This window comes from Sulfitobacter rhodophyticola, assembly GCF_041281685.2.
Lineage (GTDB): Bacteria > Pseudomonadota > Alphaproteobacteria > Rhodobacterales > Rhodobacteraceae > Sulfitobacter.
In genome coordinates this window covers 2,209,784-2,227,963 of sequence record NZ_CP166251.2, presented here as the reverse complement: position 1 = coordinate 2,227,963, position 18,180 = coordinate 2,209,784, and the positions used below count along the sequence as shown (strand labels likewise).

Annotated in this window: 14 protein-coding genes; 12 read left to right on the top strand and 2 right to left on the bottom strand. The window is 61.9% G+C overall.

What is annotated here, in order from left to right:
• Genes AB4X18_RS11900 through AB4X18_RS11880 form a run of 5 tightly spaced genes read left to right on the top strand, consistent with a single transcriptional unit; the run spans position 1 to position 5,347 of the window.
• Positions 1 to 1,032, top strand: a complete 1,032-nt coding sequence (locus AB4X18_RS11900; protein ID WP_370400284.1) for a TRAP transporter substrate-binding protein — start codon at positions 1 to 3, stop codon at positions 1,030 to 1,032.
• 57 nt (positions 1,033 to 1,089) lie between these two features.
• Complete coding sequence (locus AB4X18_RS11895; RefSeq protein ID WP_370400283.1) at positions 1,090 to 2,454, top strand: glutamine synthetase family protein; 1,365 nt, start codon at positions 1,090 to 1,092, stop codon at positions 2,452 to 2,454.
• Positions 2,451 to 2,831 (top strand): VOC family protein, encoded by a 381-nt coding sequence (locus AB4X18_RS11890; protein ID WP_370400282.1) that lies wholly within the window; start codon positions 2,451 to 2,453, stop codon positions 2,829 to 2,831. Before AB4X18_RS11895 ends, AB4X18_RS11890 begins: the two co-directional genes overlap by 4 nt.
• Complete coding sequence (locus AB4X18_RS11885; RefSeq protein WP_370400281.1) at positions 2,828 to 4,198, top strand: aldehyde dehydrogenase family protein; 1,371 nt, start codon at positions 2,828 to 2,830, stop codon at positions 4,196 to 4,198. Before AB4X18_RS11890 ends, AB4X18_RS11885 begins: the two co-directional genes overlap by 4 nt.
• A gap of 3 nt (positions 4,199 to 4,201) precedes the next feature.
• Complete coding sequence (locus AB4X18_RS11880; RefSeq protein WP_432816632.1) at positions 4,202 to 5,347, top strand: iron-containing alcohol dehydrogenase; 1,146 nt, start codon at positions 4,202 to 4,204, stop codon at positions 5,345 to 5,347.
• On the opposite strand, the gene AB4X18_RS11875 is transcribed toward AB4X18_RS11880, so the two are convergent.
• Positions 5,344 to 9,270: a non-ribosomal peptide synthetase gene (locus AB4X18_RS11875; protein ID WP_432816631.1), complete on the bottom strand. Its 3,927-nt coding sequence runs from the start codon at positions 9,268 to 9,270 to the stop codon at positions 5,344 to 5,346. The genes AB4X18_RS11880 and AB4X18_RS11875 overlap by 4 nt on opposite strands.
• A gap of 170 nt (positions 9,271 to 9,440) precedes the next feature.
• Here AB4X18_RS11875 and AB4X18_RS11870 point away from each other — a divergent pair, with 170 nt between their 5' ends.
• From AB4X18_RS11870 to AB4X18_RS11840, 7 genes are read left to right on the top strand one after another with little or no spacing between them, the layout of a single operon-like run.
• Positions 9,441 to 10,274, top strand: coding sequence for an FAD binding domain-containing protein (locus AB4X18_RS11870; protein ID WP_432816630.1), 834 nt, complete (start codon positions 9,441 to 9,443; stop codon positions 10,272 to 10,274).
• Positions 10,267 to 13,005 (top strand): molybdopterin-dependent oxidoreductase, encoded by a 2,739-nt coding sequence (locus tag AB4X18_RS11865; protein ID WP_370400277.1) that lies wholly within the window; start codon positions 10,267 to 10,269, stop codon positions 13,003 to 13,005. The genes AB4X18_RS11870 and AB4X18_RS11865 overlap by 8 nt, the downstream gene beginning before the upstream one ends.
• Positions 13,002 to 14,492, top strand: a complete 1,491-nt coding sequence (locus AB4X18_RS11860) for a 6-hydroxynicotinate reductase (RefSeq protein WP_370400276.1) — start codon at positions 13,002 to 13,004, stop codon at positions 14,490 to 14,492. Before AB4X18_RS11865 ends, AB4X18_RS11860 begins: the two co-directional genes overlap by 4 nt.
• Complete coding sequence (locus AB4X18_RS11855) at positions 14,492 to 15,352, top strand: UPF0280 family protein (protein WP_432816629.1); 861 nt, start codon at positions 14,492 to 14,494, stop codon at positions 15,350 to 15,352. The genes AB4X18_RS11860 and AB4X18_RS11855 overlap by 1 nt, the downstream gene beginning before the upstream one ends.
• Positions 15,345 to 15,926: an amino acid synthesis family protein gene (locus AB4X18_RS11850; RefSeq protein WP_370400273.1), complete on the top strand. Its 582-nt coding sequence runs from the start codon at positions 15,345 to 15,347 to the stop codon at positions 15,924 to 15,926. The genes AB4X18_RS11855 and AB4X18_RS11850 overlap by 8 nt, the downstream gene beginning before the upstream one ends.
• Positions 15,923 to 16,507, top strand: coding sequence for an amino acid synthesis family protein (locus tag AB4X18_RS11845; protein WP_370400272.1), 585 nt, complete (start codon positions 15,923 to 15,925; stop codon positions 16,505 to 16,507). Before AB4X18_RS11850 ends, AB4X18_RS11845 begins: the two co-directional genes overlap by 4 nt.
• Positions 16,508 to 16,561: 54 nt before the next feature.
• Positions 16,562 to 16,999: a MarR family winged helix-turn-helix transcriptional regulator gene (locus tag AB4X18_RS11840; RefSeq protein WP_370400271.1), complete on the top strand. Its 438-nt coding sequence runs from the start codon at positions 16,562 to 16,564 to the stop codon at positions 16,997 to 16,999.
• Here AB4X18_RS11840 and AB4X18_RS11835 read toward each other — a convergent pair.
• The gene (locus tag AB4X18_RS11835) at positions 16,996 to 18,174 is read right to left on the bottom strand and encodes an amidohydrolase family protein (protein WP_370400270.1); all 1,179 of its coding nucleotides are present in this window, start codon (positions 18,172 to 18,174) and stop codon (positions 16,996 to 16,998) included. The genes AB4X18_RS11840 and AB4X18_RS11835 overlap by 4 nt on opposite strands.
• Positions 18,175 to 18,180 lie beyond the last annotated feature (6 nt).

Sequence of the window (18,180 nt, the reverse complement as noted above, 5' to 3'; positions counted from 1 at the left end):
ATGACGACAAGACGTACGTTTATCAAAGGGGCCGCTGTTGCCGCCCCCGCTGCCCTTGCAACACCGGCACTGGCGCAAAGCACGATCAAGTGGCGCATGCAGACCTACGCGGGCGCTGCCCTTGCGGCGGAGGTAATCGATCCGGCGATCAAGATGTTCAACCAGATCGCAGGCGACCGCATGCAGATCGAGTTGTTCTATGCCGACCAACTGGTACCTACGGGCGAATTGTTCCAGGCGATGCAGCGCGGCACGATCGACGCGGTGCAGTCGGATGATGACAGCATGGCCTCGCCCACCGAAGTGACGGTGTTCGGCGGGTATTTCCCCTTCGGCTCCCGCTATTCGCTCGATGTGCCGGTGCTGTTCAACCAATACGGATTGAATGAAATCTGGGCCGATGAATATGCCGCTGTGGGTGTGAAACACATCAGCGCGGGCGCATGGGACCCCTGCCACTTTGCCACCAAGGACCCGATCAACAGTCTTGAGGACATGAAGGGCAAGCGCATCTTCACCTTCCCCACCGCGGGCAGGTTCCTGAGCCAGTTCGGCGTCGTGCCCGTCAACCTGCCGTGGGAAGACATCGAAGTGGCGGTACAGACGGGCGAGCTTGACGGCATCGCATGGTCCGGCATCACCGAGGATTACACCGTCGGCTGGGCGGATGTGACCAACTACTTCCTGACCAACAACATCTCCGGCGCGTGGATCGGGCACTTCTTTGCCAACATGGACCGCTGGAACGAGCTGCCCGAAGACCTGCAGATGCTGTTCCAGGTCTGCTGCGAGCAGTCGCACTACTACCGCCAGCACTGGTACTGGGGTGGTGAAGCACGTCTTCGCGTGAACGGCGACAAGCTGAAGCTGACCACGATTCCTGATGCGGAATGGGCCACGGTCGAAGCCGCCGCGCGCGAGTTCTGGGAAGAGATCGCCGCCGAAAGCGAGACCAAGCGCAAGGTGGTCGACATCTTCAAGCAGTACAACGAGGATATGGAAAAAGCGGGCCGTCCGTACCGCTACACCTGAACCAGACCGGGGGCGGCGCAGGTCGCCCCCCTTTTTCCAACGCAATGAGACATTCCCATGCCCGGCACCCTGAGCTTTGATGATCTGAAAACCCGCGTTCAAGATGGCAGCGTCGATACGGTGCTGGCCTGCTTTGTCGACATGCAGGGCCGCCTGATGGGCAAACGATTTCACGCGGTGAACTTTCTTGAGCATTCCTTCGAGGAGACCCATTGCTGCAATTACCTGCTGGCCACCGATCTGGAGATGGGCACGCCGGACGGCTATGCGTCCACGTCATGGCAGGCGGGGTACGGCGATTATGTGATGAAGCCGGACCTTGGCACGATCCGCCCGGTGCCGTGGCTTGAAGGCACCGCGATGGTGCTTTGCGATATCCTTGACCACCACAGCCACCTGCCCGTCCCCCATTCCCCCCGTGCGATGTTGCAGCGTCAGGTTGCGCGGCTGTCGGACATGGGATTCGACGCGATGATGGCGACGGAGTTGGAGTTTTTCCTTTTCGAGCAGTCCTTCGACGACATCCGGCGCGGTGGTTTCCGCGACCTCAAACCGATCTCCGGTTACAACGAGGATTACCACATCCTGCAGACCACCCGCGAAGAGCATGTGATGCGGCCGATCCGCAATCACCTCTATGCGGCGGGTCTGCCGATTGAGAATACCAAGGGTGAGGCGGAGACCGGGCAAGAAGAACTGAACATCCGTTATGCCCCAGCCCTTGATTGCGCCGACCACCACACGATTGCCAAACACGCCATAAAGGAAATCGCCAACGCCAACGGCCATGCGGCATCGTTCCTGCCCAAGTGGCACCACGACAAGGTGGGCAGCTCGTCCCACGTGCATCAATCGCTGTGGCAGGACGGGCAGCCGATGTTCTACGATGCCAGCGACGATCTGGGCATGTCGCAACTGATGAAACATTACATGGCCGGGCTGATCGCCCATGCGCCGGAGTATACGTTCTTCCTGGCGCCCTACGTGAACAGCTACAAACGCTTCGCCAAGGGCACCTTTGCGCCCACCAAAACCGTCTGGTCGGTGGACAACCGCACCGCCGGGTTCCGCCTGTGCGGCGACGGGACCAAGGGCGTGCGGGTCGAATGTCGTGTGGGCGGGTCGGACCTGAACCCCTATCTGGCGCAGGCCGCGATGCTGGCGGCGGGGATCAAGGGGATCGAGGATGAAATGGAACTGACCCCGCCGACTTCGGGCGACGTCTATGAGGACGCCAAAGCGGCGGATATTCCGCAAAACCTGCGCACGGCGACCGAAACCTTGCGTGGATCGCAGATGCTGCGCGAGGCTTTTGGCGATGATGTCATGGACCATTACACCCGCTGCGCGGAGGTGGAGCAGGAGGAATTTGACCGGGTGGTTACGGATTGGGAAATCGCGCGAGGGTTTGAACGGGCATGAAGGCGCTGCGCTCCACCCCTTGCCTTCCGGTCGCGGACATCCCGGCGGCGGAAGCGTTCTTGCGCAACTGCCTTGGCTTTGACGTCCTGCACCAGGAAGAACGCAGCGTGCTGCTTCAAAGAGACGCCGCGACGGTGCGGTTGATCCATGCGCCCCCGGACGCGGACATGGATGATCCCGCGCGACAGCTTGTGATCTATATCGACGTGGACGCCGTGGATGCCTTTGGCAACGCATACGCCCCCGCCCTTGAAGCGCTGCCAGCCGGGCATTTCAAAGCGCCGTTCAACCAACCCTACGGGCAGCGGGAGATGCATGTCATCCATGGCCCGTTCCTGTTTATCCTGGGCCAACCCATTGAGAAAGACACCCCATGATCAGATGTATCTCTCCCATCGACGGATCGGTTTACGCGGAGCGGGAGACCTTGTCCGTCAACGCTGCCCGTGCGGCTGTGAATGCAGCGCGGACCGCGCAAGCCGCTTGGGCCGCGCTGCCGCTGGAGGATCGAATCGCGCGGGTTCTGAAAGGTGTCGAAAAGGTGGGGGCCATGAATGATGAGATCGTGCCGGAGCTTGCGCATCAGATGGGCCGTCCCATACGCTATGGCGGGGAGTTCGGCGGCTTCAACGAGCGTGCGACCTACATGGCTGAAATCGCGCGCGACGCGCTTGCGCCGATTGAGATCGAGGACAGCGATACCTTCCGCCGCCTGATCAAACGGGTTCCGCATGGGGTCGTGCTGGTCGTGGCACCGTGGAACTATCCTTACATGACCGCCATCAATACCGTGGCACCCGCCCTGATCGCAGGCAACGCGGTGGTGCTGAAACACGCCAGCCAGACGCCGCTTGTAGGCGAGCGCATGGCGCAGGCATTCCACACCGCGGGTGTGCCGGAGGATGTGTTCCAGAATGTCTTTCTGGATCACCGGACGACGTCTGATCTGATTGCCGCCCGCGCCTTCGGGTTCGTGAATTTCACCGGCTCCGTGGGCGGCGGCAAGGCGATGGAACAAGCCGCTGCCGGCACCTTCACCGGGCTGGGATTGGAACTGGGTGGCAAGGACCCCGGCTATGTCTGCGATGACGCGAATGTGGATGCTGCAGCGGAGACGCTGATTGATGGCGCGATGTTCAATTCCGGCCAGTGTTGCTGCGGGATTGAGCGGATTTACGTGGCAGAACAGCACTTTGATGCGTTTGTCGCCAAGGCGGTGGAGATCGTCAGCGCCTACAGGCTGGGCAATCCGCTGGACCCGGAGACAACCCTTGGCCCCATGGCACAGGCGCGCTTTGCTGACGAAGTACGCGCACAGACCGCAGAGGCCGTGGCGGCAGGCGCAAGGGCGCATATCGACCCGGCGTTATTCCCACAAGACGATGGCGCGTATCTGATGCCGCAGATCCTGACGGATGTGACCCACGACATGCGCGTGATGCGCGAAGAAAGCTTTGGCCCCGTTGTCGGGATCATGCCTGTGAAGGATGACGCCGAAGCCATTGCCCTGATGAACGACAGTGATTTCGGCCTGACCGCCTCGGTCTGGACAAATGACGTCACGCGCGCGGAACGCATTGCCGATCAGATCGAAACCGGCACCGTGTTCATGAACCGCGCCGATTACCTTGATCCCGCCCTGTGCTGGACCGGCTGCAAGGACACGGGACGCGGCGGCGGTCTGTCGGTGATCGGCTACCACAACCTGACCCGTCCCAAGTCATATCACCTGAAGAAAGCCTGAGACATGAGCCTGACAGCCAATTGGTCCTACCCCACCGCCATCCGCTTTGGCGCGGGCCGCATTTCGGAAATTGCCGACGCCTGTGCCACCGCCGGGATCAAGAACCCGCTGCTGATCACCGACCGGGGTCTGGCGCAGATGGAAATCACCACGCGCACGCTTGACCTGTTGGAGGAGGCCGGGCTGGGCCGCGCGATGTTCTCGGACGTAGACCCCAACCCGAATGAGAAGAACGCCGAAGCGGGCGTGAAGGCGTTCAAGGACGGCGGACACGATGGCGTGGTGGCATTTGGCGGTGGTTCCGGTCTTGATCTGGGCAAGCTGGTGGCCTTCTGGGCCGGGCAGACGCGGCCCTTGTGGGATTTCGAAGATGTCGGTGACTGGTGGACGCGGGCAGATGCGGACGCCATAGCGCCGATTGTTGCGGTGCCGACCACCGCCGGCACCGGGTCTGAAGTGGGACGCGCATCGGTCATCACCAACAGCGATACGGAAGAAAAAAAGATCATCTTTCACCCCAAGTTCCTGCCTTCGGTCGTGATCTGCGATCCTGAACTGACGGTTGGCATGCCCCCCGTCATCACCGCAGGCACCGGGCTTGATGCCTTTGCCCATTGCGTCGAGGCTTTCTCATCGCCGCATTATCACCCGATGAGCCAGGGCATGGCACTGGAAGGGATGCGGTTGGTCAAGGATTACCTGCCGCGGGCCTATGCCGATGGGACGGACCTAGAGGCGCGGGCACATATGATGTCTGCGGCTGCAATGGGGGCCACCGCGTTCCAGAAAGGGCTTGGTGCCATTCACGCGCTGTCGCACCCGATCGGCGCGATGTATCACACGCACCACGGCACAACCAATGCCGTATGTATGCCTGCGGTGTTGCAATTCAACAAACCCAAGATCCGCAGCCGGCTGGCCCGCGCGGCCAATTATCTCAGCATCCAACGCGGTTTTGACGGGTTTTGTGCTTTCGTCGATGATCTCAATGCAGAACTCGGCATTCCGAGGAACCTGCGCGGGCTTGGTGTTGAAAACCCTGATCTCGACCGGATCGTCAAAGGCGCGCTTAGCGATCCCAGTACGGGGGGCAATCCAGTTGAAATGACTGAAAAGAACACCCGCGTCTTGCTGGAACAGATTGTCTAATCCGCGTCGTCATTCCGTGAATTGAGGACATAGGCCACCTGCGCGGCGAGAGTGGCGACGTTCGGCGGCTGCAGCAGACCAAGGTGATCACCGGGCACATCGGTGATGTCAAAGCCTGCAGCGGCGACCGGCTTCCAGCCCAGCCCGCTTTGCCGGGCAAGCGGGCTGTCGAACTTGTCATCTGCCGCCCGGAAAATGGTCAGGCGGCGCGGATAGGGTTTGGGTTGGTAGGCTTCGATGGCCAGCGCGTTGGCGGCAACAAATTCGTCGATATTCCCGGTGCCGCCCGTCTCATCCAAAACGGTATCGTCCGTAATCCGTGCCTGTGCTTCGGCGAAGGACCGGGCCTCCTGCCGCTTGGCCTTCATCGTGCCAAGATAGGAAAAACCGTGTGTGCGAAGCGCGCCCAGATGCACACCAAGGCGACCCAGCCGTCCCAACCGGGGACGCCTGCCCGGCCCTTCGGCATCCAGAAAGATCACCGCCCGCACATCGCGCCCCCAGTCAAGCAACTGGTGGGCCAGTTCAAAGGTCACATAGCTGCCTGCGGAGACGGCAATCAGCGAAAGGGGTCCCGTGGGGTGATGGCGTTCAATCTGTTGCAGATAGAAGCGCGCAATATCCGCAACATCGGTCGGCGTGTCTTCGGTCAGCAGTCCAACGGTAAGGCCAAAGACAGGCTGATCCGCGCCCAGTTCGGCGGCCAAGGGGCGAAAGAATGATCCGTTGTCCCCAAGCACATGTACACCGTAAAGCGGTGCGCGGGTGCCTTCGGGCTGGATCGGGATCACCACCAGTGGATCGGGGTCCTGTTCCTGCAAGGCTTGGACCACGCCACGCGGCGTGGGGTCCGCATAAAGCGCGGTCGGCTTCAGGCGCACGCCGAACTGTTGTTCCACCTGCGGCAGCAATCTTAGCAGCGACAGGGAATCCCCCCCGGCATCGAAAAAGGAGGTCTCGGGCCCGACACCTTCGGTCAGGAGCAGGCTTTCAAACAGGGCTGCGACATCCTGTGTGAGGGGAGAAGCATCCGCAATGTCCTCTGCCGGTGTCGCTGGCCCTGACTGGGGCGGCGGCAGGTCATCGACAGCAACCTTGCCGCCGGGGGTTTGTGGCCAATCCGTGATGGCAATCAGTTCGGGCAGCATGTGGGGCGGCAGCGCGCCTGCGATCCAGTCGCGCATCTGCTCGGGCGCTAAAGGTTCATCTTTTGAGGCGGAGGAATACCATGCAACAAGGCGCGGCTGGCCGCCTTCGGGCGCATAGAGCGCGCAATGGGCGCGGCCCACTTCGGGTCGGGCTTCCAGTACGCCTTCAATCTGGCCCGGCTCAATCCGAAATCCGCGCAGCTTGATCTGGCGATCCACCCGGCCAATGAAGTGCAGCAGCCCGTTTTTCCAGAACGCCCGATCGCCACTGGCATAAAGCCGGGCGATATCAGGATCAAAGCGTGCCGGTGCAAAGGAGGCTTCCGTCCGCTCCGGCAGGCCCACGTATCCTTCGGCCAATGCAGGGCCGGAAAAGCTGAGTTCGCCTTGCGCGCCTTCGGGTGCCAGCGCACCATCTGCGGCAACGATCCAGCCGCGTGCGTGGGACAGGGGCACGCCAATGGGCACGCTGCCACCTGACAAATCGGCTTCGGTCACCTCATGCGCGGTTGAGGTGATCGTCGTCTCCGTCGGGCCGTAGCCATTCAGCCAACGCACCTGTGGCACCATGGCCCGCCAGCGTCGCAACACCGAAAGCGGGACACGTTCGCCGCCGACGATCAAGACGCGCACATCTGGCGGGAAATCCGTTTCCGGGTTTTCCAGTGCATCCGTCAGAACGACCCAAAACCCCGTGGGCAGGTTCAGCGCCGTGATCCCCAGCGCGCGCACCTGATCAAGGAAGACGTCGGTGGACTGCGACATTTCGGGTGTGCGCAGCACAAGCGTGGCCCCGGCAAGCAGTGTTCCCATGACCTCTTCGATGGCGACATCGAAACTGAGTGCTGCGAACTGAAGCATCCGGTCATCAGGGGTCAGACCCAGCAGCGGAATGATTGCGCGGCTGTGCGCAGCAAGCGCAGCATGAGAGATCATCACACCCTTGGGCCGCCCGGTGGAGCCTGACGTGAAGATGATATAGGCGAGGTGGGTTGCTTCTAGTGGGGCGCGGTCCGGTGGTGTATCGGGAAGGGTACCCGGTAGCGGCGCGGTCAGGTCCCGCGTTGGGACTGTCAGTTCAGGTGCGCTGCCGTCCGTCAGGATCAGCTTCGCACCGCTGTCCTCCCCGATGATGTTGAGCGTTTCTGCAGGATAGCTTGGGTCCATCGGAACAAACGCCGCACCCAATTTCCATGCTGCAAGTTGTGCAATGACAAACGCCGGACTGCGCGCGGCACAGATGCCGATGACATCCCCGCGCCCGATCCCCGCCGACGCCAGATCATGGGCGCGTCGGTTCGCCATCCTGTCAAGCTGCGCAAAGCTAAGGGGTGAAGTGTCGGGTTGTTCCAGCGCCGGATGATCAGGTTGGCGCGCGACGACCGCTTCAAACAACGTGGCACAGCAGCTTTGCCGGGCATCGCTTGGCAAGGGGCCGCCGGAGAGATCCCGCAGCCGCCGCTCCTCATCCCCGTTCAGCATGGAAATCGCGCCAAGATGTTGCCCCGGATGAGCCGCTTCAAGGTTGCGCAGAAAATGCATCAGATGATCTGCCAGGGCACCGCCTTTCGGCACTTGCTGCGGATCATATTCAACGGTCAGTTGGGTATCCTCGCCGCAGAAAACCGCAAGTGTGACGGGCGCATCACCTTCTTCCAGCAACGACACGTTGCGCCTTTCCCAAAGCCCGCCGCACGCCTGCATCTGCGCATGCAGGGACGCACGGTCAAACATCACCAGCGTATCGAATATCTGTCGGGTGGGCGGCACATCCAGATGCTGCCTTATCGAAGCAAGGGGTGTTTGTTCAAACGGGCGCAATGCAATCTGGCTGGCCCGCAGCCTTTTCAGCGCAGTCCCCAGTGTCAAATCGCGTGTCAGCCGCAAGCGCATGGGCACGGTTACAATGAAACAGCCCGGCGCGTCGCCACTGCCGGAGACAAGATTGCGCCCGTTCAGCGTGTTGCCAAATACCGTATCATCGCGACCTGCCAACCGCGCAGTCACAACGCCCCACGCCAACAGGATGACCGTGCTTGTCGCGACCCCGCATTGCTGCGCGATGCGCTTGATTGCCGCTGTTTCAGCCGCAGACAGTTGCCTTTCTTCATATTTCTTCCGCCCCGGCTCAACACCGTCGCGCACAAGCCCTTCGCCGCCTTCCCACCCCTCCAGGACATCCGCAAAATGGCGGGTGCCTTCGGCATGGGTCATCTGGGCCAACAGCTCACAATGCTGTTGGAACACGGGCGCGGCTGTGTCCTTGTTCAATTGTGGCCGGTCTTCGCGGATTGCTGCGTAGCGGTCAAAGACCTCCGCCAGAAGGGGTGCGAAGCTGCGCCCATCCAGAAGTGTGTGCGGGAACGTCCAGACCAGTTTGCTGTGTGCCTCCCCCATCTTGAAAAGAGCGACCCGGAAACCGGGCGCGCGCGTCACATCAATCCCGTTCTCACGGTCCTGCGCAATGAAGTCATCGAAGCTCCGGGCGGCCGCGTCAGATGAAAGGGTCGACAGGTCCGTGCTGGTCACCACCACCTTGTCCACATCGGTAACCGTTTGCACGGCCTCTCCCCCGCCGTCATCCACGACCTGCACCCGCAGGACCGGATGGGCCCGCGCCAAAGCCGCCCAGGCCATCTGCATCGCTTCGAGGTCGAGTGTTTCACCCGGCAGATCGACCACCACCTGTTCGACATAAAGCCATGGCCGTGCCGCCAGCGCGGAACCTGCATACATGCCTTGCTGAATGGGGGTGAGCGGGAAGGTTTGGGTCATGTGATCGGGGTCCACAGGGGCGCGGGGCGTCTCGCTTTTCTTGGGTTGAGCCTGTTCTTGGCTTGTAGGCTTCAGCCGCAATTCTGTCTAGCTTTGCGCCGCTCAAAGACATTGACAAGAAGGCTGATGGCTTCCTATCATTTGCACACAAACGATAAAGAGGTCAGCCCTTGTCCTATCACGCCCCCACCCAGCTTGAAGACGCGCTGCGTATTGCGGCGGCAGGTGGTGGCAAGGTTGTTGCCGGCGGCACGGACGTCTATCCTTCGATGGTGCAGGGACAGCAGCCCGATGCTTTTCTGGATATCACCCGGATCGACGGTCTGCGGGGGATCACGCCGGTGGACGACGGCTTGCGCATCGGTGCGGCGACGACCTGGACAGATGTGATCCGGGCCGATCTGCCGCCTGCCTTTGACGCGCTCAAACAGGCAGCCCGCGAAGTGGGCAGCGTGCAGATCCAGAACGCCGCAACGGTAACCGGCAACCTTTGCAACGCTTCGCCCGCTGCGGATGGTGTTCCGCCACTGCTGATACTGGACGCGCAGGTCGAATTGGCAAGCGCGGCACGCGGTGTCCGGCAGGTGCCGCTTTGCGATTTCATCACCGGCGTGCGCCAGACCGTCCGGGCGGAGGATGAACTGGTGACCGCCCTGCACATCCCGCACCCGCCTGCAGGTTCGGCATCTGCCTTTGAAAAACTGGGGAGCCGGCGGTATCTGGTCATCTCCATCACCATGACGGCGGCCCTTGTCGTCTGCGATGGCGATGGTGTCATTCGCCAAGCGCAGGTGGCGGTCGGCGCGTGTTCGGCCGTAGCACAGCGTTTGCACCTGCTCGAAGACGACTTGATCGGGCAAAGGGCAACAGATATCCGCGTCAATCCCGCCCATCTGGGTGCGCTCAGCCCGATTTCCGATGTTCGCGGAAGCGCTGCCTTCCGGGAGGACATCGTCACGACCCAGTGCCTTCGTGCGATCAGACGGGCGGCGTGCCATGAATAGCCCGCAAGGCATCCCACTGCTGCGCTTTGATCTAGATGGCGCGCCTGTGGCGGCACCGGTTCGACCGGGGGAGCGGCTGTCGCAGGTGTTGCGGGAGAAACTTGGGGCGCGTGACGTCAAAATCGGGTGCAACGCGGGTGACTGTGGCGCGTGCACCGTGCTGATCGACGGGGCGCCGGTCTGTGCCTGCCTGACCCCGGCGCATCAAGCCGAGGGGCGGCAGATCGAAACCGCCGCCGGGTTGCATGCCAATGATGCGACCGCCAAGGCCTTGGGCGCGCGATTTGCCCAACAGGGGGCGGCGCAGTGCGGTATCTGCACCCCGGGCATGATGGTGTCCGCCGTTGCCCTTTTGCGCGAACGGCCCGACCCGACCGAACAGCAGGTACAGGACGCACTGGGCGGCGTTTTGTGCCGCTGCAGCGGGTACAGAAAGATTATTGACGCCGTGCGCGGTGCCGCGCCCAGCACGACAGATGTCCGTGGCGATGTGGGTGACGCCATTGCACGGGTCGATGGTGCGGACAAGATCGCAGGACGCGAACGGTTCGCCGATGATATCGCCCCGCCCGGCACGCTTGAGATTTTCGTTGTAAGGTCGCCCTTTGCACGGGCGGGTTTCCAACTGGGTGACCTTGACGCTTTCGTGGCACGGACCGCAGGCATTGAAGCGGTGCTGAGCGCATCCGACATTCCGGGCCGCAATGCCTTTGGCGTGATCCCGCAATTTGTGGATCAGCCTGTCTTCGCTGAAGACGAGGCACGGTTCAGGGGCGAAGCGGTCGCTGCTGTGATTGGCACACCCGATGCGATTGCCGCCTTTGATCCTGCCCGATTTCCAGTGACCTGGGACGAACGCCCGGCAGCCTGCGATATTGAGACGGCGCAGGCCGATGGCACGGACCTGCTGCACGAGGGGCGCGCGCGCAACGTCATGTGCGGTGGCTTCGTCACCTGCGGTGACGCGAAGGCCGCCCTTGCACAGGCAGAAATTACGGTCGAGGGCCATTTCCAAAGCGGCTTTGTCGAACACGCCTATATCGAGCCGGAGGCCGGTTTTGCCGAGATGGTGAACGGCCGGGTCGAGGTGCACGCCTGCACCCAAGCCCCCGTCATGGACCTTGAAGCGCTTGAAGTCATCCTTGGCATGGATCGCAGCAAGATCAGGATCGTGCCCAGCGCCGTTGGTGGCGGTTTCGGATCCAAACTGGACATTTCGGTGCAACCCTATCTGGCCCTCGCGGCGATGAAGACCGGCAAGCCCGTGCGTCTGACCTACAGCCGGACGGAATCGATGCAAAGCACGACAAAGCGGCATCCCTCCGACATACGCTTGCGTATTGGCGCACAACGGGACGGAACGATCACCGGGTTCGACTTCTTTGGCGCGTTCGACACCGGGGCCTATGCCAGTTGGGGACCGACAGTGGCGAACCGGGTGCCGGTGCATGCCTCCGGTCCTTACCGCATCAAGGATTACCGGGCGGAATCGGCGGGCATACATACCAACAATCCCCCCGCCGGTGCATTCCGTGGATTTGGCGTGCCGCAATCTGCCATAGCGCAGGAGTGCCTGTTCGATGTGCTGGCGGAGAAACTGGGCATCGACGCGCTTGATTTCCGCATCATGAACGCGCTGACGAACGGCGCCCCTACCGTGTGCGGGCAGGTGTTCCGGCAAGGCGTTGGCATCAAGGCCTGCCTGCAAGCGCTGAAACCCGCGTGGGACGCAGAGCGCAAGGCCGCTGCCAGCCACAACGCGGCGCACGACGTCGCCCGACGGGGCGTGGGCGTGGCGGCAGGCTGGTACGGTTGCGGGAACACGTCCCTGCCAAACCCGTCGACGATCAAATCGGGGGTTCGGGCGGACGGCACCGTTGTTCTGCATCAAGGCGCGATGGACATTGGCCAAGGCGCGAACACCGTGATTGCCCAGATCTTCGCAACTGCCCTTGGCGTGCCAGTCAATCAGATTGAGATCGTCGGGCCGGATACCGACGTGACCCCGGATGCCGGGAAAACCTCCGCTTCGCGCCAGACTTATGTGTCGGGAAATGCCGCACGGCTGTCAGGCGAAGCGCTGCGCCGCGCGATTGTGCAGCGCCTGAATGTGTCAAATGAAGCGACGCTTGAGATTGCGCACGGCAGGATCACCGCGCAGGATGCAGGCAAGACGCATCAGTTTGATCTGACCCAGGCAGATGTGGACGCAGAAGGCTTCGCCTTTCGCGCTGAAGAAACCTATGACCCACCTACCAAACCGCTGGACGAGAATGGCCAGGGGGAGCCTTATGCGCAATTCGGTTATGCCGCGCATCTTGTAGTGGTTGAGGTCGATGTCGAAACGGGGACCGTCAAGCCCCTGAAGTTTGTCGCCGCCCACGACGTCGGGCAAGCGATCAACCCGATGCTGGTCGAAGGACAGGTGCAGGGCGGCATCGCGCAGGGTCTTGGAATGGCCTTGATGGAGGAATACCTGCCGGGTCGGACGGAAAACCTGCATGACTATCTGATCCCCACGATCGGGGACATTCCCCCGATCGAGACCCTGATCATCGAAGAACCGGACGCACACGGTCCCTATGGCGCGAAAGGCTTGGGGGAACATGTACTGATCCCCACCGCACCCGCGATCCTGAATGCCATTTACGCCGCCACAGGGGCGCGCGTCACGCGGGTGCCTGCCACCCCTGACAGGGTGCGCACCGCCATCAGGAGGCTGGACGGATGAACAAGCCAGACCGCCCCGAAAAGATCCGCTGCGATGCCTGTCCGGTCATGTGCTACATCGCGGACGGCAAGATCGGTGCCTGTGACCGCTATGCCAACCACGGCGGCGATCTGGTGCGGCTGGACGCGCTGACGGTGATCGAAAACACCTCTCAGAAACTGGTGCCTTTCCTCAAGGATGGCGGCGGAGAGGACTGGGATGGTGATATCGTGCAAGGTGCGCGACCCTTCGTGACCGCAGTGGGCGCTGGTACGACCTATCCCGACTACAAACCCGCCCCCTTTATCGTCAGTCAGGACGTGGAAGGCGTGGATATGGTCACTGTCGTGACCGAGGGGATATTCTCCTACTGCGGGGTCAAGGTGAAGATCGATACGGATCGGCACATCGGGCATGAACGCGATGTGGTCTATGTCGACGCAGAACCGATTGGCCATGTGATGACATCTGAGTATGGCTCCAAGATGCTGAGCCTTGGCGGCGTCGAACATTTGACCGGCGGCAGCAAGAAAGAAGGGCGCGTGACCTGTGACGCGCTTTTGCGGCTGTGCAATCGCGCCCCGGTCGAGATGGTCATAGGCGAGGGTGATCATGCCACGACGCTTGTGGTGGAGGCAGGCAAGGCACCCATCATCAACGGTGTCGAAGAACGCCTGATGCGGGTCGGGTGCGGGTCCGCGTCCATCGGGATGTTCGCCAAGCAATGGTTGGGCCATGCGGACGAAGTTGTGGTGGTGGATGACCATATCACCGGTGTCCTGTCTGAACATCAGGCGGGCAAGCTGTTGGATATTCCGCCCACCGGGATCAAGATCAAGGGGCGGCGGTCCACACCGGGGCGTTATTTTCAGGTGGCCGAACCCGGCACCGGATGGGGCGGCACGGACATCAATGACCCGCTTACAATTCTTGGGCCGTTCAATCCCAAGGTGGCATGGAAAGGCCTGCGGATGCTGATGGTGTCCACCACCGGAGAGCAGTTTGCCTATTACGAGCTCGACGCGGATTTGCAGCCGCAGATGGCGGATATGCCTCCGGCGCTCAAACGATCGACCGATATCATCGCGGAGAATTGCGAGCCGTCGATCTGTTCGGTGCTTTTCATGGGTGGCGCTGGCGGATCGCTGCGCGCGGGCGTGACCGAGAACCCCGTTCGATTGACACGGTCGGTGAAGGGGTCCTTGACCCATGTGTCCTGCGGCGGGGCGGAGGCTTATGTCTGGCCGGGCGGCGGGATTACGGTCATGCTGGATGTGATGGACATGCCAACGGATTCCTTTGGTTATGTACCGACCCCGGCGCTTGTCGCACCGATCGAGTTTTCCATGCGGCTGCGCGATTACGAATTGCTCGGCGGCTACATGGACGAGGTTCAGCCCGTCGATCAGGTGGCGCTTGGAACCGCGCGCAAGGTGTCGGGGGAGGCGATGGGCCATGATCCGATGTCGCGTGCAAACTATCGCTGGAACGCCGGAGAGAAGGATTGATGGGACCGCAGGCGGCATTGCTTTCGGGAGGGACGCGATTGCATTTGCAGCATGGACCTATCGATCTGATCATTGGTGCGGACGAGGATCGCGTGCTGGCTTTCGAAGCTGCGCGCGGCGCGTTCGAGGGAGTGTTGCAGGGGCTGGTGGATCAGCTGCCCGATTTGCGATCTGCTGCAACGGTTGATCCCAATGTCGCCCGGACACAAACGGCGCGGCAGATGATTGCAGCTTGCACGCCATATGCCGATCTGTTTTTCGTGACCCCCATGGCCGCGGTTGCCGGCAGCGTCGCACAGACCGTGCTTGACGCGATGGTGGCGCGGTCATCGCCGGGACGTGCCTATGTCAACAACGGCGGGGACATCGCCCTGCATCTGGATGCAGACCGGGCCTTTGTTCTTGGCATGGCGGCCCATGATGGCACCGCTTTGGGTCAGCTCAGAATTGCGGCGGCACACCCGTCGCGGGGTATCGCGACAAGCGGACGGCACGGCCGCAGCCTGAGCCTGGGGATTGCCGACAGCGTCACGGTTCTGGCCGCGACGGGCGCGCAGGCAGATGTGGCGGCGACGTTGATTGCCAATGCTGTCGATCTGCCCGGCCATCCCGCAGTCACGCGGCGGTCGGCACAGGACATGCGACCTGACAGCGATCTTGGCATGCGTGAGGTCGTTACCGGCTGTGGCACGCTTTCACCTCAGGACTGCGCCCGCGCGCTTGACGCGGGCCTTGCCCGCGCCCGTGATTTCGCGCAGCGTGGCTTGATCCATGCGGCGGCCCTGTTCTTGCAAGGCGACACGCGCCTTTTGAACCCCACCTCCTTTAGCTTTACCGAAAAGAGCCTTGTCGATGCCTGACCTGATCCTGCGTAAAACCATATTGAGCATCGAAGAGATCTTTCACGAAGGCGGTCCACCGCCCGAAACGCCACTGCGCCGGGCCGCGGCACTGGCGATCATCGAGAACCCCTTCGCCGGGAAATACGTGGAGGATATCCAGCCCTTCATGGAAGACCTCAAACCGCTGGGCCTGAAGATGGCGCAGCGCCTTGTCGATGCTCTGGGCGGGGCCGAAAAGATCGAAGGATATGGCAAGGGCACCATCGTGGGTGAGGCCGGAGAGCTGGAGCATGGCGCGCTTTGGCACGCGCCGGGTGGCTATGCGATGCGCGAATTGCTGGATAATTCCAACGCCATCGTACCGTCGACGAAAAAGGTCGGCGGTGTGGGGGCGCGGCTGGATGTGCCGATCACCCATATCAACGCGTCCTATGTGCGCAGCCATTTTGATGCGATGGAAGTAGGGGCCAACGACACCCCGCGCGCCAACGAAATGGTGCTGGTGCTGGTGATGAGTACGGGCGCACGCATCCACAATCGTGCCGGTGGATTGGCCGCCGCCGACATCAAGGGGGAGGACGGATTGAGATGAGCCTGAACATTCGCAAGATCGCCGTGAACGTCGAGGAAACGCACCGCGAGGCCGGGCGCGCCATCAATCCCGTCACGCGCAAGGCGGTTGCCGTTGCCGTGATCGAAAACCCATTTGCCGGTACCTATACCGAAGACCTGTCGCCGTTAATGGAAATCGGCGCGACGCTGGGCGGTCTGCTGGGTCAACGCTGTGTGGAGGCGCTGGGGATCACGCCCGCGCAGGCCGAAAGCTATGGCAAGTCCGCCATGGTGGGAGAGAACGGAGAGCTGGAACATGCCGCCGCGATCCTGCACCCAGAACTGGGCGCACCCCTGCGCGCCGCCGTGGAAAAGGGTGCCGCACTGGTGCCGTCCTCCAAGAAGATGGGCAGCCCCGGCCAGGTTCTCGATGTGCCGCTGGGTCACAAGGATGCCGCTTATGTGCGCAGCCATTTCGACGGTATCGAAGTGCGTTTGAACGATGCGCCCCGTGCGAATGAAATCGTGGTCGCCGTAGCAGTTACCGACAGCGGCAGACCCCTGCCCCGTGTCGGTGGCCTGACCCATCAAGAGGCCAAGGGTGAAGACGGCCTGCGCTGAGCGCGCGGGCGCTTTGAGGTTGTATCAGAGCCGCCCTGCGCCTTATTGTGACGTATGAATGACAGCACCGACACCCTCGGCGCACGGTACGTGCTGGAAGATCAGGTGGGGTATCTGTTGCGGCTCGCCAGCCAGCAACACGCGGTGATTTTCCAGAAACATGCGATCGACAACCTGACGCCGACCCAGTTTTCCACGATCCTGCGGGTGGCCGAAGTGGGCGAGGTTTCCCAGAACCATCTGGGCCGATTGACCGCGATGGATGTAGCCACGATCAAAGGCGTCGTGGACCGTCTGAAGGCCAAGGGGCTCGCGCAATCCATGTCCGACCCCAACGACAAACGGCGGTCGATCATCACGCTGACCAAGAAAGGCGCCACGATTGTGGAGGACCTCAAGGCCATGGGTCATGCGATCACCGAAGAGACCCTAGCCCCTCTTGATACGGCTGAGCGGAAGACCTTTTTGAGGTTGCTGCGCAAGCTGGGTTAGGCACCCATCATTCCCGTCACCAGTTCCGGCAAGCGGTTCGCCGGGGGTGTGTTCCGGCTGCGCAGGCTGCGCACGACACCGTCGATCACGGTCATACCGACACCGGGCAGATTGCCCAGTTCCACCGATTCCAGCAAGTTCTTGCCGGGGGCATGCTGCGCCTGATCCATCAGCACGAAGTCGGCGCACATGCCTTCATCGATCAACCCGGTGTCCAGCTTGCGCTGACGCGCCGTGTTGCCGTTGCCGAAACAGAACGCTACTTCCGCCTTCACATTCCCCAACGAGGACAGCATCGCCACCATGCGCATGATCCCCAAGGGCTGCACTCCCGATCCTGCCGGACCATCGGTGCCAAGGATCACCTGATCCAGCTTGCCCAACTCCCGCGCCGTGTTCAGCGTCAGAAGGGCGGCGCGTTCGTTGCCGTTGTGCACGATTTCCAGCGCCGCCTTGCAGCTTTCACACAGGCAAATGATCTGGTCATCGGGCAGCGCGGAATGGCCGCCGTTGATATGGCCAACCACGTCTGTCCCTGTCTCCAACACCATATCCGCGTCGATCAGGCCGGAACCGGGAATGGACGGACCGCCCGTATGGATCGTCGATTGCATCCCGTACTTGCGCGCCCAGCCGATCATCTGGTTGGCGGTCTTGCCGTCCTTGACGGTGCCAAGGCCGACCTCTCCGATCAGGCGCACGCCGGCGTCGGCCATCTGCTTGAAATGATGCTCCTCCAACCCCTGTTGCAGCAGCGGCGCGCCTGCGTGGACCTTCACGCCGGAGGGGTGGAAATTCTCGTACCAGCGCTGCGCGGCAATCGCCATGGCAACGGTGCCGACAACATCATTGGGGCGGCCGGGCATGTGCACTTCGCCTGCGGAAATCAGGGTCGTCACGCCGCCGTGCAGGGTGGAATCGATCCAGTGGAGCTGTTGCTGGCGCGGGGTGTAATCGCCCACGACAGGATGAATGTGGCTGTCGATCAATCCGGGGGCAAGGGTCACCCCCTTGGCATCGACAACCGTGTCTGCCCGTTCGCAATCAAGGTCCTTTTCCGTACCCCATGCGCTGATCTTGCCATCAACTGCGATCAGGCAATCGCCATCAAATATCGGCTCTTCCATTTTGCCCGACAGGATTTGCCCGATGTTGCGGATCACCAGTTTTGTCATGTTGTT

Excerpts from the sequence above, each read along its gene's own strand:
- AB4X18_RS11900 (WP_370400284.1), top strand. The coding sequence starts at position 1 with ATGACGACAAGACGTACGTTTATCAAAGGGGCCGCTGTTGCCGCCCCC.
- AB4X18_RS11895 (WP_370400283.1), top strand. The coding sequence starts at position 1,090 with ATGCCCGGCACCCTGAGCTTTGATGATCTGAAAACCCGCGTTCAAGAT.
- AB4X18_RS11890 (WP_370400282.1), top strand. The coding sequence starts at position 2,451 with ATGAAGGCGCTGCGCTCCACCCCTTGCCTTCCGGTCGCGGACATCCCG.
- AB4X18_RS11885 (WP_370400281.1), top strand. The coding sequence starts at position 2,828 with ATGATCAGATGTATCTCTCCCATCGACGGATCGGTTTACGCGGAGCGG.
- AB4X18_RS11880 (WP_432816632.1), top strand. The coding sequence starts at position 4,202 with ATGAGCCTGACAGCCAATTGGTCCTACCCCACCGCCATCCGCTTTGGC.
- AB4X18_RS11875 (WP_432816631.1), bottom strand. The coding sequence starts at position 9,270 with ATGACCCAAACCTTCCCGCTCACCCCCATTCAGCAAGGCATGTATGCA.
- AB4X18_RS11865 (WP_370400277.1), top strand. The coding sequence starts at position 10,267 with ATGAATAGCCCGCAAGGCATCCCACTGCTGCGCTTTGATCTAGATGGC.
- AB4X18_RS11860 (WP_370400276.1), top strand. The coding sequence starts at position 13,002 with ATGAACAAGCCAGACCGCCCCGAAAAGATCCGCTGCGATGCCTGTCCG.
- AB4X18_RS11855 (WP_432816629.1), top strand. The coding sequence starts at position 14,492 with ATGGGACCGCAGGCGGCATTGCTTTCGGGAGGGACGCGATTGCATTTG.
- AB4X18_RS11850 (WP_370400273.1), top strand. The coding sequence starts at position 15,345 with ATGCCTGACCTGATCCTGCGTAAAACCATATTGAGCATCGAAGAGATC.
- AB4X18_RS11845 (WP_370400272.1), top strand. The coding sequence starts at position 15,923 with ATGAGCCTGAACATTCGCAAGATCGCCGTGAACGTCGAGGAAACGCAC.
- AB4X18_RS11840 (WP_370400271.1), top strand. The coding sequence starts at position 16,562 with ATGAATGACAGCACCGACACCCTCGGCGCACGGTACGTGCTGGAAGAT.
- AB4X18_RS11835 (WP_370400270.1), bottom strand. The coding sequence starts at position 18,174 with ATGACAAAACTGGTGATCCGCAACATCGGGCAAATCCTGTCGGGCAAA.